This window comes from Alloprevotella sp. oral taxon 473 str. F0040 (assembly GCF_000318095.2).
Taxonomy (GTDB): Bacteria; Bacteroidota; Bacteroidia; order Bacteroidales; family Bacteroidaceae; genus Alloprevotella.
The window spans coordinates 59886-75199 of the sequence record NZ_KB290717.1 but is presented as its reverse complement, the minus strand read 5'-3'; the positions used below and the strand labels follow the sequence as shown (position 1 = coordinate 75199).

Below are 15314 nucleotides of genomic sequence, written 5' to 3'. Positions count from 1 at the left end.
AAAGAAAAAGAGAGGCTTGTTGTGAAAAGACTCTACATGATTCTCACAACAAGCGAATCCTTTTATTCTGCAAAACGAAGCCTTAGAGCGACATAAGCGCAGCAACTTCTGCCACAGGATCTGAGGCACCAAATATGGCACTTCCCGCCACGAGCACATCTGCTCCTGCCTCTACAAGCAGCTTGCCTGTTTCACGATTCACACCTCCGTCTACTTCGATCAAAGCTTTTGACCCCGTACGATCTAGAAGTGCTCTGAGCTTGCGAGTTTTCTCTACCATAGATGGGATAAACTTCTGACCGCCAAAACCAGGATTCACACTCATAAGCATGACCAAGTCGAGGTCGGGAGCAATCTCTTCCAACACACTCACAGGAGTATGCGGATTGAGTGTCACTCCTGCCAACATGCCTTCGGCTTTAATGGCTTGTATAACTCTGTGCAAGTGTGTGCAGGCTTCATAATGCACATTCATCACACGAGCACCGAGGGCTTTCACTTCTTTAATAAACTTCTCTGGTTGCACAATCATCAAATGCACATCAAGAGGTTTGGTGGCATGTTTCGCCATAGCCTGCATTACAGGGAAACCAAAACTGATGTTAGGCACAAAAACACCATCCATCACATCAAGATGGTACCAGTCGCATTCACTGGCATTGAGCATTTCGATATCGCGTTGCAAGTTGCCAAAGTCGGCACTCAGCAACGAGGGGGAAACCATAGTCATAGTGGAGAATAAATTTAGGAGTCTTTTGTATTGTTTGCTTCAGCTCGCAATTGCTCAATATACATGAGTTCATCAATAGCTTGCTTTTCACAGTCGGGATAGTCTAAAAGTGCTTGAAAAAGGCTCTCCGCCTCATCAAGTTTGCGCTGATCTATGAGCACATACCCTTTACGACGGAGTAAGAATCTAAGAAAAGCTTGCAAACCTTCCTCTTCCTTTTCATCAGCTTCAAGACGCGCCACTTCTTGTTCGATGTTCTTAATCAAACGTTCGATGGTGGCTAACGCACGAAAATCCTTGGTATTGACCAAAAGATTCACATACTCAGAAGCGTATCTCACAGAATTCTGTGGATAAACAATGTCGAGATAAAAATAAGCTCGCTCATAGAGCTTGAGTTCGGCATAACAGAAACCTATGAAGTAGCATATTTCATAGAAATGCTCTCGAGCAGATTTATTCAAACCTTCAAAATTAGGATTGAGTGCACGATAAGCGTTCTCCAAGTGTTGGAGTGCTTCGTAGTATCGCTTGCTAGTAAAGTAGCGGCGTCCCCAATAGAGATTATACCCCACGTTGGGCACAACACTCAATCCCATGAAACGCTGCTCTTCACTGAGTTTTTCTCCGCGCTGCATCGCATCTTGAGTTTCTTGCCATTGATAGCGAAACTCAGCTTCTCTCTGTTCGTTGCCAACATAATCTCGCACCATCAAAAAGCGATGCGTAAGATTATTTCGCATCCCCGCCATACTCGTTTCGGAACTTACAGGAGACAATGGAGAAGTGGGTTCGATGAAGAGTACACTCACATAGTCATTTCCTTCTATTCTATCTTCTATGTCGAGATGAATTACGAAAGTCTTTTCTTTCAACTCCCCAACAGTAGCCAACACTTGTATCGTTACTGGAGATATGCTCGGGCAATCTTCCCAACTCTCAGCACATCCTAGCGCATCGAGAAGCATAAAGTTAGAAATATCATCGTGAGAGGAAAGAGAAATCTCTATGGGACGAGCAACAGTTGACAAATCAGACTGTTCTGGCATGGTTTCTTGCTCTGAGAACTTAGGAAATGCTCCCCAATCGGTCTGCATTGTTTGCAAAGCATGAAACTGAATGTTGCTTTCATCTTCATAAAACGTATGAAAAAGCTGCCCAATAGTGTGGTGCATGGTCGTAGTTTCGCGCCATACTAAACTTGGATGTTGATGCCACAATTCGAGTTCTCTCGAGAGATAACGCTCACGCATCGATAGCGCACTATTCTCTTCAAGATCAGCATGTCCACTCCCACTTATGTTTTGGAAGATTTGTCGAAACAATCGAGCCATCTCAAATGTCTGTTGCAACATACTTCCTAATTCGTAGCTTTGACGCTTATCATGAGTCGCCAATCGGAAATTAAAAAGCAAATGAGCGTTTATGGCCTCTTCCTTGGGATTAAGAGTATAATAGGCTTTGAAATCGCTTTGTTTCAGATTGAAATCATTGCAAGCAAAGCGCAAATTGTCAATTTGCGAAAGAGAAACTTCCGAAAAATAAGGAAAATGAATATGCACAAAGGTATGATGTGCATTGGCAACTAAACGAAATCGCCCTTGTTGGAAAGAGAACACATAGTCTGCTTCACCCGATACATGCTCGTTCTCCTGAACTTCCCACTGCACTTGCAAACTTTTCAGCAACTGCTTTACCGTGCTGTGCACCTTCACAGGCGCAAGTGCAGAAGAGGAAAGAGGAGTCTTTGCCGAAAACAGGGATTTAATCCATTGCCAATTCATAAAACAAGACGATTGTTGGGTGACGATTCTAAGATATTGCGGCTTCAATCTGCCGAGTTATAGGAGAGAAATAGCCGATTTCTCGCCATCTTGAATGAGCAAAAATACAAATTTATCGCGACATGCTCCTGACAAACAAGAAAAATCACGTAATTTTGCGCAAGATTTCTAGCCTATTCGCGAGGTGTGGTTGAGCCCTATGACTTTCTCACTCCGCAAAGTCAAACTACTTTTTAGCCAACACCTCTCTGTTCTAGCTAGCACTAAACCCCTAAACTCCTCTTTTTCCATCTATTTCTTTCGACTCAATGATTCCAATAGAAGATTTTTTCCGTAACTCCGACACCAATGGCTATCAAATCTCACCCGATGGTTTGCACATCTCATTCATGGCGCCTTACGAAGACCGCATGAACATCTTCGTGCGCTCCGTTGATGCGGCGGGAAATTTGGGCGAAATGAAACAACTCACCTTTGAAACCGCACGTAGTGTGGGAGGTTATTTATGGGCGGACAATGAACGCATCTTATTTGTCAAAGATTCGGGAGGAGATGAGAATTATCAACTCTACGGTGTCCGCATCGATGGTTCAGACGAACGCTCATACACCAACTTCCCTGGCGTACGCACCTCTATTATTGACGACTTGGAAGACTTCCCCAATGAGGTTATTATTGGCCTTAACCAAAGAAACCCTGAAGTCTTTGATCCTTATCGTTTGAATCTTGCTACTGGTGAACTCACCATGTTGGCAGAGAATCCAGGAAACTACATGGGATGGATGACAGATCATGAGGGCAAGCTCCGTATGGCTACAGCTGTTGTAGATGGAGTCAATACACAACTGCTTTATCGAGACCATGAGAATGAGAATTTTCGCCCAATTCTCACCACAAACTTCAAAGAAGAAGTAAACCTATGCCTTTTTACTCCTGACAATCGCCACGTATGGGCCATTAGCAACCTCCATCGCGACAAAGCAGCTTTAGTGTTATTAGACCCTCGCACTGGAGAAGAATTAGAAACCCTCTATGAGAACGAAAGTTACGATGTCACTACTTTGAGCTATTCGCGCAAAAGGAAACAACTGCTCGGTGCCTTCTGCTCTGGACATCGCGAACCTATCCGCCACTATTTTGACGAGGAGGCACGCCTGGAACGTGAATGTATACAGGCTCATTTCCCCCAGCAACGTGTAGGCACAATGGGGAGCGACCGCGCAGAACGTAAGAAACTTCTTTATGTAGGTGGCGACCGCACTCGTGGTTCTTACTATTTCTATAATCTCGACACTGACATGCTCACGCATTTAGCTGATGCTGCACCTTGGCTCTCGGCTGATGATATGGTGGAGATGCATGCTGTGACTTATACCACTAGTGATGGCTTGACCATTGAGGGCTATTTGAGTCTACCCAAAGGCTCGACTTTAACAGCCTTTTCCCAAGATAACTTCGTCCCCTCGGCTACTGACCTACAAAAGATATCTTCTTCAGAAGAACATCTTCCCCTCTCAATAGAAAAACTTTGCCTAGCCGACAATCAATCCCCTCTTCCATTGGTGGTCAATCCACATGGCGGCCCTTGGGCACGCGATAGTTGGGGATTTTCCTCGGAGGTGCAATTCCTTTGTTCACGTGGATATGCCGTATTTCAAATGAACTTCCGCGGTAGCACTGGGTATGGTCGAAAATTCCTTGAAGCAAGTTATAAACAATGGGGACTAAAAATGCAAGATGACATCACTGAAGGTGTGCTACATTTAGTGAACCAGGGTATTGCTGATGCCAATCGTATAGCCATCTACGGAGGCTCATACGGTGGCTATGCAGCTTTGGCTGGTGCTTGCTTCACTCCACAACTCTATCGTTGTGCGATAGACTATGTAGGTGTGTCGAATCTCTTCACCTTCATGCAGACTATTCCTCCATATTGGCGACCTATGCTAGAAATGATGTACGAACAAGTAGGACATCCCAAAGCGGACGAAGAGCAACTAGCCGCTACCTCTCCTGCCCTTCATGCTGACCAAATCGTTTGTCCTCTATTTGTGGCACAAGGAGCCAATGATCCTCGTGTGAACAAAGCGGAGAGTGACCAGATGGTCGAAGCTCTGCGACAACGAGGCGTGGAAGTGGAGTATATGGTCAAAGACAATGAAGGACATGGATTTGCCAATCAAGAAAACCGCTTCGACTTTTACCGCGCTATGGAGCGTTTCTTGGAAAAGCATTTGAAAAGTGTGGGATAAACATCACAATAATAAACTTAAAATGGGGCTGTTCCAAATTAGGAACAGCCCCATTTTATTGAAAAGTTGGTCAGACGGACATTCAAAAATCCTTAAACTTATTTTATCCTCATTTCTTCTATAAGAGTCTTCATACCTTTTATTTTCTCTCCTGTTACCTGTTGTAACAAATGCTTCACAGTATTTCTCTGCACCGCTACATAGGAGGTATGAGCATTAACGTCTATACGGCCTATTTGGACAGAAGTAAGTCCACCTTTCTTACACAAAAAACCAAGGATATCGGCTTTTGAAAGCTTGTCTTTCTTCCCACGACCTATATACAATACGGCCCACTGCGAAGGTTGCGCTTTGATCGTAACATCAGACACAGTATATGATTCGTCAGCTACGACAAAAGAAGGTAGTTTTTCTTCAGGCCCTACCAATAGATAGGCTGTCCCTTCTGCATCCCAACGCGCGGTGCGTCCTGAACGATGAGCAAAAGTCGCTGCATCTAATGGAAGATGATAATGAACTATAGCGCGAACCTCTGGAATATCCAAACCGCGAGCTGCCAAATCGGTGCTTACCATAATAGAAGCAGCTCCAGAACGAAAACGATAGAGCGATCGTTCACGCATTTCCTGGTCTTGCCCCCCATGATATAGGCTGATAGGAAAGCCTTGTTCTCGGAGATACTGCCCCACTCTATCAACGCTTTCGCGGTGTGAAACAAAGACTATAGTACTTTCTCCTCCAATACGAGTGAGCAATTGTGCAAGTGTTTCTAATTTATCCTTTTGTGGTGCAGGAATTTCAGTAATTTTTAAACGACTTGCTAAGTCGTCTACCATGTCCAGGTAGTTGATTGAAGCGAACTTTCGCTGTGCTATCAATGCTGGTACGGGAAGAACCTTATGGGCCTTTCCATCTGGGATTGCTTCTGGGACACGTTCTCCCCATACATCGTGCTTCTCTTCTTCAAAAGCAGTGGCAGAGGCTACAACAACTTGGGAAACAAAGTGCATCGCTTCACCTATGCGGCTCATCTCTTCGCGAAACCCTAGCTCTAGACATTTGTCGTATTCATCCAAGACAAGGAGGCGCACTCCCAAGACGTTGAGATTGTCTTTCCCTATATGGTCAAGCAATCGGCCTGGAGTCGCAAACACCACCTGCGGACGTAATTCTCGAATGCGACGATGCTCCTCCATGGTGGGACGTCCTCCATAAAGTGCAAGCCCGCGAAGAGAAGTACCTACTTGAGACTTGAACACTTGCTCAACTTGAGCTGCAAGCTCACGACTTGGCACAACAACAACCGCCTGCAACGTATCCATAGAAGTGTCAATGCGAGAAATGAGCGGCAAAAGATAAGCCAAAGTCTTACCACTCCCTGTAGGAGATAGAAGCAATACGTTCTGGTTTTGCTGAATAGCCTTACCAGCTGCCAGCTGCATAGGGTTGAGCTTCATGTTTTAAGTTGTGTGTGTGGATAGACAAAATAGAGGAAAGATTGTTCCTTACAACAAAGGGAACTCCCAAAAGAAAGGATAAAAAGAAGGCTGTACCGGTGAAGATGATGAAACTCCGAGTAAAAAAGGATTTGAGTGTCCCTCGCCCTTTGTAATCCGACCCCCACGCTGCATTGAAAGCGCAGTATCGGCACGCCATTGGACGAACGACTTGTCTCGGTGATTCAGATATAATTGATGAGTATCCCAATCTGACCAGTACAGCCTATGCTATTGATATAATATTTTAAGGACAGCCAGTGCTGTCACAATCTCTTGTTGTTTGTATGAGCAAAGTTAGAAGTTTATTTTGAAACCGCCAAATATAATCTACTTTTTTCGATAGATACTTTACACGTTCCAAAGTAAGTTTAAAGGTGCTACTCTCACTGAATAAGCCACAAAAGAGAAGGGGCCACTAACAGAATGGTTCTTTACAATAAATTTCTAGACATATCTCATAAAAAAATGGACAAAAAATTTGCTAGTATCAGAAAAAGCTGTACCTTTGCACTCGAAAACGAAAACAGGGTACCATGGCCGAGTGGCTAGGCACAGGTCTGCAAAACCTGCTACAGCAGTTCGAATCTGCTTGGTACCTCAATCCAAGGAGCACCTCGCAAAGAGTTGCTCCTTTTTCTTTGATAGTTTTCACAGCTTTTCAATGCCCCCTACTCTACTTTTTTGTGCATGGGTGCACTTCTGCTGTGATTCACACTTCAATCTCCCGCACCATGGAAGAAAAATCCACCACCGCTCCTCTAGACTCAACACTAACCACATCACCCGATATGGTTATTGGCAATGAATCTAAGCTTTCCAACAAGCCTTCGTCTATAGACTTCATCACTGATCTCAATGAAATAGCTGCACCATCAGAGCACATTCAAGGGGAATCGGGTGAAACCTTAGTACTTCGCACAGAAGGATTGGTAAAACGCTATGGTAAACGCACTGTCGTTAATGATGTATCATTTGAAGTGCATCAAGGGGAAATTGTGGGTTTGCTTGGCCCCAACGGTGCAGGTAAGACGACCTCCTTCTACATGACTACGGGTTTAGTTGTTCCCAATGGAGGTAAAATATACTTGGGAGAAAAGGAGATTACCAAGGCTCCTGTATATAAACGTGCCAAAGCTGGCATTGGGTATTTGGCACAAGAGGCTTCAGTTTTTCGCAAAATGAGTGTGGAAGATAACATTTCTTCTGTGCTCGAAATGACCAAAAAGTCACGCGAGGAGCAACGCGAGATGTTAGAATCCCTAATCTCAGAGTTCCGCTTACAGAAGGTGCGGAAAAATTTGGGTGACCAACTTTCAGGTGGTGAACGTCGCCGTACAGAGATTGCACGTTGCTTGGCCATCGATCCCAAGTTCATTATGCTGGATGAACCTTTCGCAGGTGTTGACCCAATTGCTGTAGAGGATATCCAATACATTGTATGGAAACTAAAAGACAGAAACATTGGCATTCTCATTACAGACCACAACGTCGAAGAAACACTGAGCATCACAGATCGTGCGTACTTACTCTTTGAAGGAAAGATTCTTTTCCACGGCAGTCCAGAAGAACTAGCCGCCAACGAGATAGTACGCGACCGTTACCTTACACACTCTTTCAAACTACGCAAAAAGAATTTTCAACTCATCGCTGAACAACGCGAAGGAAAATGACTCTCATATAATACCGCATGAAACCCATCTTACCTCTCTTTGTGCTAACACTCTGCACAGCACCACTCTGTGCTGTAGGCACGCACATAACATCCACTTCTAGCATAACACGTACCCATAGTGCGAATGCAACAGAGGATTCTTCCCAAAAGACTAAAGTAGACTCCCAGATTGATTCTGCTAGAATAAACGACACCCTGCATGTGACTTCAGCGCAACTCTATGGTCCTGTATTATTACAAGCCCCAATTTGGAAGGATTCGCTCAACTTCGCCGGAAAAAGTTATGAAGAAGATGAGGTTAAAGAATGGAATAGTCACCTCGTAGAAAATCCCAACCTGCGCTCGTCACGTATCCTTCGTAAAGGAGAAGCCATTGATTCTAATAGCGTCAATGGAATCCGATTTACGGTTGACGTACAACGCTGGACCAAAGCCGATTTATCTACGAAAAAAATTAGCAATTTCGACACCTATGTCAATGGTATTCTTCAAGATAACCAAACGATTATATTGCGCCCTGGGCGCACAGAGATAGCTCTTCTCACCTACTCTACATGCGATGCTCGTGACACCTTTGAAGTAAGCGTTATTGGTAAAGATTTAGCTAAAGCTGAGCTTAATAGCTCAAAGCCCCAAGCTTTCTCTTTCGATGACATGCTTCATGGGGAAAGTTTCTACAGCATGAAAATGTCTCCTTCGGGTCGCTATCTCATGACCATGTACTACACGACCAATCGTGATGGTAAAAACGATTATCGCACAGTACTTACCGACCTTCACTCACAGCGTACAATTTATCGCAGTGAAAAGTATGAGTACTGGACATGGTTGGAGCAAGAGGACAAATTATACTACGAAACCAAGAAAGGTGGAGATAACCAACTCGTACTTCTTGACCCAGCTACTATGCAAACACAGGTAATAGGTACGCATCTCCCCGAGGGAAGTATGGCACTTGCTCCCGATGGAAAGTTTGCTATTTATGACATCAATGAAGACAGTGACGAACAACGTGGTGCTCTCAAACAACTTAAGGCTCCCGATGATCGCCAGTCTGGCTGGCGCAATAGGAGTGCCCTCTACTATGTAGACTTAACCACTGGAGCTGCACGTCGCCTCACTTTTACCAAAGAAGATGTGCATCTCAACGATATATCTCATGATGGTCAACGTATACTTGTGAGCCAAAATACACATGATTTGACTCGCAAGCCCTTTGACCACAAAAATGTATATGAGATTTGGCTCGAAAAAGGAACTATTGACACCCTTTTAGTTGACCAACCTTGGTTAGGTAATGGCCAATACAGCCCAGACGATAAACAGATTTTGTTCGAAGGGTCTCCCTCTGCTTTTGATGGTATTGGCAGCAATCTCCCAAAAGGAGAAGTTGCTCAATCCTTCGACCAACGCTTATTTCTTTTTGACCGTACCACTCGTAAAGCCACTGCATTGCTCAAAGACTTTAAGCCTTCTGTGAGTCATGCCAAATGGAATCGTGGTGATGGCTTTATCTATGCCGAGTGTGCAGATGGTTATGATGAAACAATGTGGCGCATCAATCCCAAGAATGGACAACGCGAACGTCTTAATCTTCCGGTTAGCATAGTTCAAGGCTTTACGATGTCTCAAACACGCAAGCCACAAATAGCCTTTTTCGGACAAACTGGCACTACTTCACGAAATGGATATGTGGCAGAGCTTACGAGTATAACTCCCAAGTGTAAACCTTTTGGCGAAGTTTCTTTCCAGAAATCATTTGGTAATCGTGCAATTGCCAGTTGTACTCCATGGAAGTTCACAACTTCTAGAGGCGATATTATAGAAGGCTTTTATCACCTTCCCAATAATTTCGATGCTACACGTAAATACCCCATGATCGTTTATTACTATGGCGGTTGCATGCCCATTACTCGCGCTTTAGAGTCACACTACCCTCTCTCAGTATTGGCCAATATGGGCTATGTGGTATTGGTAGTGGAACCTTCTGGTAGCACAGGATTTGGAGAAGAATTTGCCGCACGCCACATCAATACCTGGGGAAAGATGTCCTCCGACGACATCATTGAAGGTACACAGACTTTCTTAAAAGAACATCCTTATGTAGATGCAACGAAAGTCGGTTGCATGGGTGCAAGTTATGGCGGATTCATGACCGAACACCTCCAAACACGCACTAACATCTTTGCAGCTGCCATAAGCCACGCTGGTATCTCTAACATAGCTTCCTATTGGGGCGGCGGATATTGGGGGCATACCTACGGAGAAACAGCGCAATATGGATCATATCCTTGGAACAACCCAGACCTATACACGAAGCAGTCTGCCTTGTTCAATGCTGACAAAATCCACACTCCTCTGTTATTGTTGCACGGCACAGCCGACACTAATGTCCCCACCAATGAGAGCCAACAACTTTTTACTGCGCTCCGCATTTTAGGTCGTCCTGTGAGTTACATTCAAATCAAAGATGCTAATCACGTGGTAACAGATTATCATCAACGCAAGGAATGGCAAGATGCCATCATGGCATGGTTTGAAAAATATCTCCAAGACAATGATGCTTGGTGGAAGCATCTAGGATTTGAATAGTACCTATATTCAAACTCTTTATCGGACGGAATTATAGCACTCTTCTAAGACAAAAATGGTATCTTCCAACGAATGATACTCAAAACAAAAAGCGAGGCCAAAAAGCCTCGCTTTTCGTTTTGTTCATTCCTAGGATTTACGTATCTTTGTCGCAATATATCAAAATGATTATGAAGATTCATTCGCTCTTCTTAGCAGCAACTGGTACAGTCCTTCTTATGGGAGGCTGTAAAAATCGCAATGATGCCTCTGCAGAAGTCACGACCCCAGCCGATACAAGTCAAATAGACACCACAGTCACCGCAAGTGACTCCATTATGGAGGAGCAAGATACTGTTGCTCCCCCTAAAAAAGCTGATGAATTTTTTGATGACTTCGCTTTCGCCTTTATGAAGAATCGCAAGTTCCAACGTTCCCGCATAATCTTTCCATTGCCATACACAGTAGATGGACAAACAAAGTATATAGCTCGCAATGCTTGGAAGTTTGATCGCATGTATTCTGCTCACGAAGTCTACACACTCATCTTTGATAGCCATAAAGGAACAAAGATGTCTAAGGACACCTCTGTAAGCAAGGTAGTTGTGGAAGAACTAAACTTGGAAGTCCAGCGTGTCAAAAGTTATCATTTTGAACGCAAAGCAGGTGAATGGAAACTTACATCTCTCAACGACCAGCCAATGGAAGAGAGTGTGAATAGCGAATTCTATAATTTTTACCACCGCTTCGCCTTAGATGATGACTTTCAAAAATCCCATGTAGCAGAATCCCTAAAATTCACGACCTACGATGATGACAATTTTCAACGCATCAAAGGCACTATCTCTGCTGCTCAATGGAAAGACTTCGCTCCTGAGCTCCCCCACACGCAGCTCACCAATATCCTCTACGGTCAAACTTACAAAAATTCAAACCTTCGCATCTTGTCTATTTCTTCCCTCTCTGGAGGAATGGCAAGCACATTGACGTTTAAAAAGAAGAATGGCGAATGGATTCTCACTCAACTTGATAATTAAAACTGTCATCTTCGCTTTTAGTCATATACGTTTCACTTTTTCTCCTTTTGCTTGAGATATGGCCTACCCTCTCACAGCTCACAATACTTTTGGCATAGCCGCTACCTGCAATTCATTCTTTGAATATGCTTCTGTGGAAGAACTACAAGCATTGCTTCCTCAGCTCAACCAGCAACGCTGGCTGCACATTGGTGCCGGTAGCAATCTCCTTTTTGTTCATCCACATTTCGACGGAGTGATCTTGCATAGTGGCATTAAAGGGTGGGAAAAAATCAATGAAACCGACACGACTGTGGACATTAGAGTTGGGGCGGGTGAAGAGATGGACGCTTTCATAGCACAGATGATAGTCCAAGGATACTATGGATTAGAAAATCTCTCTCACATCCCGGGAGAAGTGGGTGCATCTGCCGTGCAAAACGTTGGAGCTTATGGCGTAGAAGCTGGAGACTTCATTGTATCAGTAGAGGCTCTGGAAGTTGCGACTCAACAAGTAGTTACACTCCAACATGATGACTGTCACTATTCCTATAGATTTAGTGAGTTTAAAGGCAACTGGCGAGGCAAATACATTATTACAAAAGTCACCTTCCGCTTAAAGAAAACCTTCACTCCAATTCTTTCTCATAAATCCGTTCCACAAAGATTAGCTGAACTTGGCATTCCACTCGACACAGCTCGAGCCACAGACCTGAGAAAAGCCATTATTGACATCAGAAGTGCTAAACTTCCCGACCCTAAAGTCATAGGAAGTGCGGGTTCATTCTTTATGAATCCCATCGTTACTCCCGAAGTCGCAAAAGATTTATTGGAACAATTTCCCAATATGCCACACTACGCAATGCCTAATGGAGTAAAGATTCCAGCTGGCTGGCTGATCGAACAAGCTGAGTGGAAAGGAAAATCATTAGGTAATGCTGGTGTTCATCCCCAACAAGCCTTAGTGCTCATAAACAAAGGTGGGGCCACGGGCGAAGAAGTCTCACATTTAGCACACACCATTCAACAAGATGTAAAGCAAAAGTTTGGGATTATGTTGCATCCAGAAGTAATGTTTCTCTAAACATCGCACTTCGCCTTGTTTAATGCTTCTTAGTATTCACTCTTTCGTAATAGAAACACACAAAAACTCAATGATGAAATTTATCTCTTGGAATGTCAATGGTCTTCGCGCGTGTCGCGAAAAAGGATTTGAAGAAAGTTTTGCTCAACTAGATGCAGACTGCTTCTGCCTACAAGAAACCAAATTACAAGAAGGACAGATAGACATAGCCTTCGATGGCTATGAAAGCTATTGGAACTATGCTGAAAAGAAAGGTTACTCGGGCACTTGTATTTTTACACGTATCAAACCTCTCAGCGTTCGCTACGGGCTGGGGATAGAAGAACATGATCATGAAGGTCGCGTCATCACTCTTGAATTTGAAGATCTCTACCTCCTCACCGTCTACACTCCTAACTCCCAAGATGGACTACGCCGTTTAGACTACCGCATGACCTGGGACGATGATTTCCGTGCCTATGTACAACAACTCGATGCCCATAAGCCTGTTGTCATTTGTGGCGACCTCAATGTGGCACACCAAGAGATAGACTTGAAGAATCCTAAAACCAATCGCAAAAATGCAGGTTTTACCGACGAGGAACGCCAAAAGTTTAGTCAACTCTTAGAGGCAGGATTCACAGACACCTACCGTTTCTTTAATCCAGACCTTACTGATAGTTATTCCTGGTGGAGTTATCGTTTCAAAGCGAGAGAGAAGAATGCCGGATGGCGCATTGATTACTTCGTAACCTCGCAAAGTCTTAACGATCGATTGGTTTCTGCCGACATCCATCAAGAGATTTTTGGAAGTGACCACTGTCCTGTGGAATTAGTTATTAAATAAAAGAGTTCTCTTTCCCCTGTATTAAGGCTATAGCTATACGTAAACATCACATTTCTCCCACAGCTATATGAAACAATTCTTGCAATATGTCCTTGCTTCTATCGTCGGTTTTGTGATAGTAAGCATTTTCACCTTCATCATGTTTTTCGTTATGCTGGGTGCACTTATGGCATCTAGTGGTGAGCAACCTAAAGTTGACGACAATTCAGTTCTCAAAATATCTCTCAGTGGTACACTTGTGGATCAAGCCCCAGCAGAAAACCCCATTACCGCTCTTCTAGGTAATAACGGAGCTACGACAACACAAGGATTAGACCAGCTCATAGATGCCATCAAAGTAGCCAAGGAGAATGACCAGGTCAAAGGTATTTACCTTGAAGGTGGAGCTCTACAATCTGATTTTGCCTCTAACGAAGAGCTTCGCCGTGCTTTGCTTGACTTTAAGAAGAGTAAAAAATGGATCATCGCCTATGCCGATAGCTATAGCCAAGGAACTTACTACATAGCTTCAGTGGCTGACCGCGTATTGCTCAATCCTAGTGGGATGCTTGATTGGCATGGTATTGCCCAGCAAACGACCTTCTACACGGGATTAATGGAGAAACTCGGTATCAAAGCCCAAGTATTTAAAGTAGGTACGTTCAAGAGTGCGGTAGAGCCTTTTACTTTGAAGCAAATGAGTGAAGCCAACCGTCTGCAAATGTCAGAGTTAATTGGGGGACTATGGAAAGATATGTGTACTACTGTTGGAGCCTCTCGCCAACTCTCTCCTGATAGTCTCAACTCTTATGCTGATCGCTATCTCGCGCTGACCGATGCGAAGGATTATAAACAGCTTAAACTCGTAGACGACCTTGTCTACATTGATCAAGTACGAGCACTACTTCAGCAACGTGCAGGCGGTGAGATGAAGTTAGTGACTCCTAACACCCTATCGGCCTTGATGCAACAAGAAGGAGATGACCAAATTGCCGTCTACTATGCTAGTGGTAACATCGTTGACTTAGCAGGAACTGGTGTTCTAATGGGAGGAGACAATGAAATCGTAGGCGAAAAGGTTGTAAGTGATCTTGACAAACTCGCCAAAGACAAACACGTCAAAGCCGTTGTCCTCCGCATCAATTCGGGCGGTGGTTCAGCCTACGCTAGTGAACAAATGTGGCGAGCCGTTCAACTACTCAAGCAAAAGAAGCCAGTGGTGGTTTCCATGGGTGGTGTCGCAGCCTCGGGTGGATACTACATGGCCTGCGGTGCACAACGCATCTTTGCTGATCCCACTACCATCACAGGGTCTATCGGCATTTTTGCTATGATTCCTGAAGCAAGTGAACTTCTCACCCAAAAACTCGGTTTGAACTTTGACGTAGTCAAGACCAATCGTGCTTCCGACTTCGGTGGCCGTGCGCTGCGTATTGATGAATTGGGTGGTGCTGCCTTGCAAAAGCATGTAAATCATGGCTATGCTCTCTTCCTCAAACGTGTGGCAGATGGACGTTCAGCGGCAGGACGTAGAATGAGCATCAATGAAGTTGACAATATTGGTCAAGGTCGCGTTTGGACAGGTCGAAAAGCACTCCAAATTGGTTTAGTAGACCAGCTCGGTAGTCTTAATGAAGCTATCACTTATGCTGCAAAACTAGCCAAAACTCAGGACTACTACATAAGTAACTATCCCAATAATCCAAGTTGGTTAGACAATCTCAAATCTAGCACAGATACCGATAGCTACATGGAACGTAAACTTCGCACAGCTCTTGGTGAGTACTACGAACCTCTTCAAATGCTCCACCAAGTGGGACAGCACAATTATATGCAAGCCCGTCTTCCATTCTCAATTAACTTCAAGTAGAGAGTCTGCACGCCAGATATTTCATTCTCCA

At 44.2% G+C, this 15314-nt stretch carries 10 protein-coding genes and 1 tRNA gene; 8 read left to right on the top strand and 3 right to left on the bottom strand.

Features of this window, described 5'->3' with window-relative positions; genetic code table 11:
- Positions 1–82: 82 nt before the first annotated feature.
- Both rpe and HMPREF9999_RS09960 read right to left on the bottom strand, forming a co-directional pair.
- On the bottom strand, positions 83–730 hold the full coding sequence (gene rpe, locus HMPREF9999_RS05905; RefSeq protein ID WP_009437588.1) for a ribulose-phosphate 3-epimerase: 648 nt from the start codon (positions 728–730) through the stop codon (positions 83–85).
- Positions 731–744: 14 nt separating this feature from the next.
- Positions 745–2514, bottom strand: a complete 1770-nt coding sequence (locus HMPREF9999_RS09960) for a hypothetical protein (protein ID WP_009437587.1) — start codon at positions 2512–2514, stop codon at positions 745–747.
- A 308-nt stretch (positions 2515–2822) separates the two neighbouring features.
- Here HMPREF9999_RS09960 and HMPREF9999_RS05895 point away from each other — a divergent pair, with 308 nt between their 5' ends.
- Complete coding sequence (locus HMPREF9999_RS05895; RefSeq protein ID WP_009437586.1) at positions 2823–4766, top strand: S9 family peptidase; 1944 nt, start codon at positions 2823–2825, stop codon at positions 4764–4766.
- Positions 4767–4864: 98 nt separating this feature from the next.
- Here the strand turns inward: HMPREF9999_RS05895 and HMPREF9999_RS05890 are convergent, their stop codons facing one another.
- Positions 4865–6223 (bottom strand): DEAD/DEAH box helicase, encoded by a 1359-nt coding sequence (locus HMPREF9999_RS05890; protein WP_009437585.1) that lies wholly within the window; start codon positions 6221–6223, stop codon positions 4865–4867.
- A gap of 569 nt (positions 6224–6792) precedes the next feature.
- On the opposite strand from HMPREF9999_RS05890, the gene HMPREF9999_RS05885 reads away from it, so the two are divergent.
- The 7 genes from HMPREF9999_RS05885 to sppA all read left to right on the top strand — a co-directional run bounded on the left by HMPREF9999_RS05885 (position 6793) and on the right by sppA (position 15283).
- Positions 6793–6863 (top strand) — tRNA-Cys (locus HMPREF9999_RS05885).
- Positions 6864–6996: 133 nt separating this feature from the next.
- A complete protein-coding gene (lptB, locus tag HMPREF9999_RS05880; RefSeq protein WP_232301284.1) occupies positions 6997–7935 on the top strand; it encodes an LPS export ABC transporter ATP-binding protein in 939 nt (312 codons plus the stop codon).
- Between the two features lie 17 nt (positions 7936–7952).
- Positions 7953–10529 (top strand): S9 family peptidase, encoded by a 2577-nt coding sequence (locus HMPREF9999_RS05875; RefSeq protein WP_009437582.1) that lies wholly within the window; start codon positions 7953–7955, stop codon positions 10527–10529.
- Positions 10530–10699: 170 nt separating this feature from the next.
- Positions 10700–11545, top strand: a complete 846-nt coding sequence (locus HMPREF9999_RS05870; protein WP_198144629.1) for a DUF4348 domain-containing protein — start codon at positions 10700–10702, stop codon at positions 11543–11545.
- A gap of 58 nt (positions 11546–11603) precedes the next feature.
- Positions 11604–12608: a UDP-N-acetylmuramate dehydrogenase gene (gene murB, locus HMPREF9999_RS05865; RefSeq protein WP_009437580.1), complete on the top strand. Its 1005-nt coding sequence runs from the start codon at positions 11604–11606 to the stop codon at positions 12606–12608.
- Between the two features lie 70 nt (positions 12609–12678).
- A complete protein-coding gene (locus HMPREF9999_RS05860) occupies positions 12679–13434 on the top strand; it encodes an exodeoxyribonuclease III (protein ID WP_198144628.1) in 756 nt (251 codons plus the stop codon).
- 67 nt (positions 13435–13501) lie between these two features.
- On the top strand, positions 13502–15283 hold the full coding sequence (gene sppA / locus HMPREF9999_RS05855) for a signal peptide peptidase SppA (RefSeq protein WP_009437578.1): 1782 nt from the start codon (positions 13502–13504) through the stop codon (positions 15281–15283).
- Positions 15284–15314: the final 31 nt, after the last annotated feature.

What these genes read in the sequence shown, in the direction of transcription:
- rpe (WP_009437588.1), bottom strand. Translation starts at nt 730, where the DNA reads ATGACTATGGTTTCCCCCTCGTTGCTGAGTGCCGACTTTGGCAACTTG.
- HMPREF9999_RS09960 (WP_009437587.1), bottom strand. Translation starts at nt 2,514, where the DNA reads ATGAATTGGCAATGGATTAAATCCCTGTTTTCGGCAAAGACTCCTCTT.
- HMPREF9999_RS05895 (WP_009437586.1), top strand. Translation starts at nt 2,823, where the DNA reads ATGATTCCAATAGAAGATTTTTTCCGTAACTCCGACACCAATGGCTAT.
- HMPREF9999_RS05890 (WP_009437585.1), bottom strand. Translation starts at nt 6,223, where the DNA reads ATGAAGCTCAACCCTATGCAGCTGGCAGCTGGTAAGGCTATTCAGCAA.
- lptB (WP_232301284.1), top strand. Translation starts at nt 6,997, where the DNA reads ATGGAAGAAAAATCCACCACCGCTCCTCTAGACTCAACACTAACCACA.
- HMPREF9999_RS05875 (WP_009437582.1), top strand. Translation starts at nt 7,953, where the DNA reads ATGAAACCCATCTTACCTCTCTTTGTGCTAACACTCTGCACAGCACCA.
- HMPREF9999_RS05870 (WP_198144629.1), top strand. Translation starts at nt 10,700, where the DNA reads ATGAAGATTCATTCGCTCTTCTTAGCAGCAACTGGTACAGTCCTTCTT.
- murB (WP_009437580.1), top strand. Translation starts at nt 11,604, where the DNA reads ATGGCCTACCCTCTCACAGCTCACAATACTTTTGGCATAGCCGCTACC.
- HMPREF9999_RS05860 (WP_198144628.1), top strand. Translation starts at nt 12,679, where the DNA reads ATGATGAAATTTATCTCTTGGAATGTCAATGGTCTTCGCGCGTGTCGC.
- sppA (WP_009437578.1), top strand. Translation starts at nt 13,502, where the DNA reads ATGAAACAATTCTTGCAATATGTCCTTGCTTCTATCGTCGGTTTTGTG.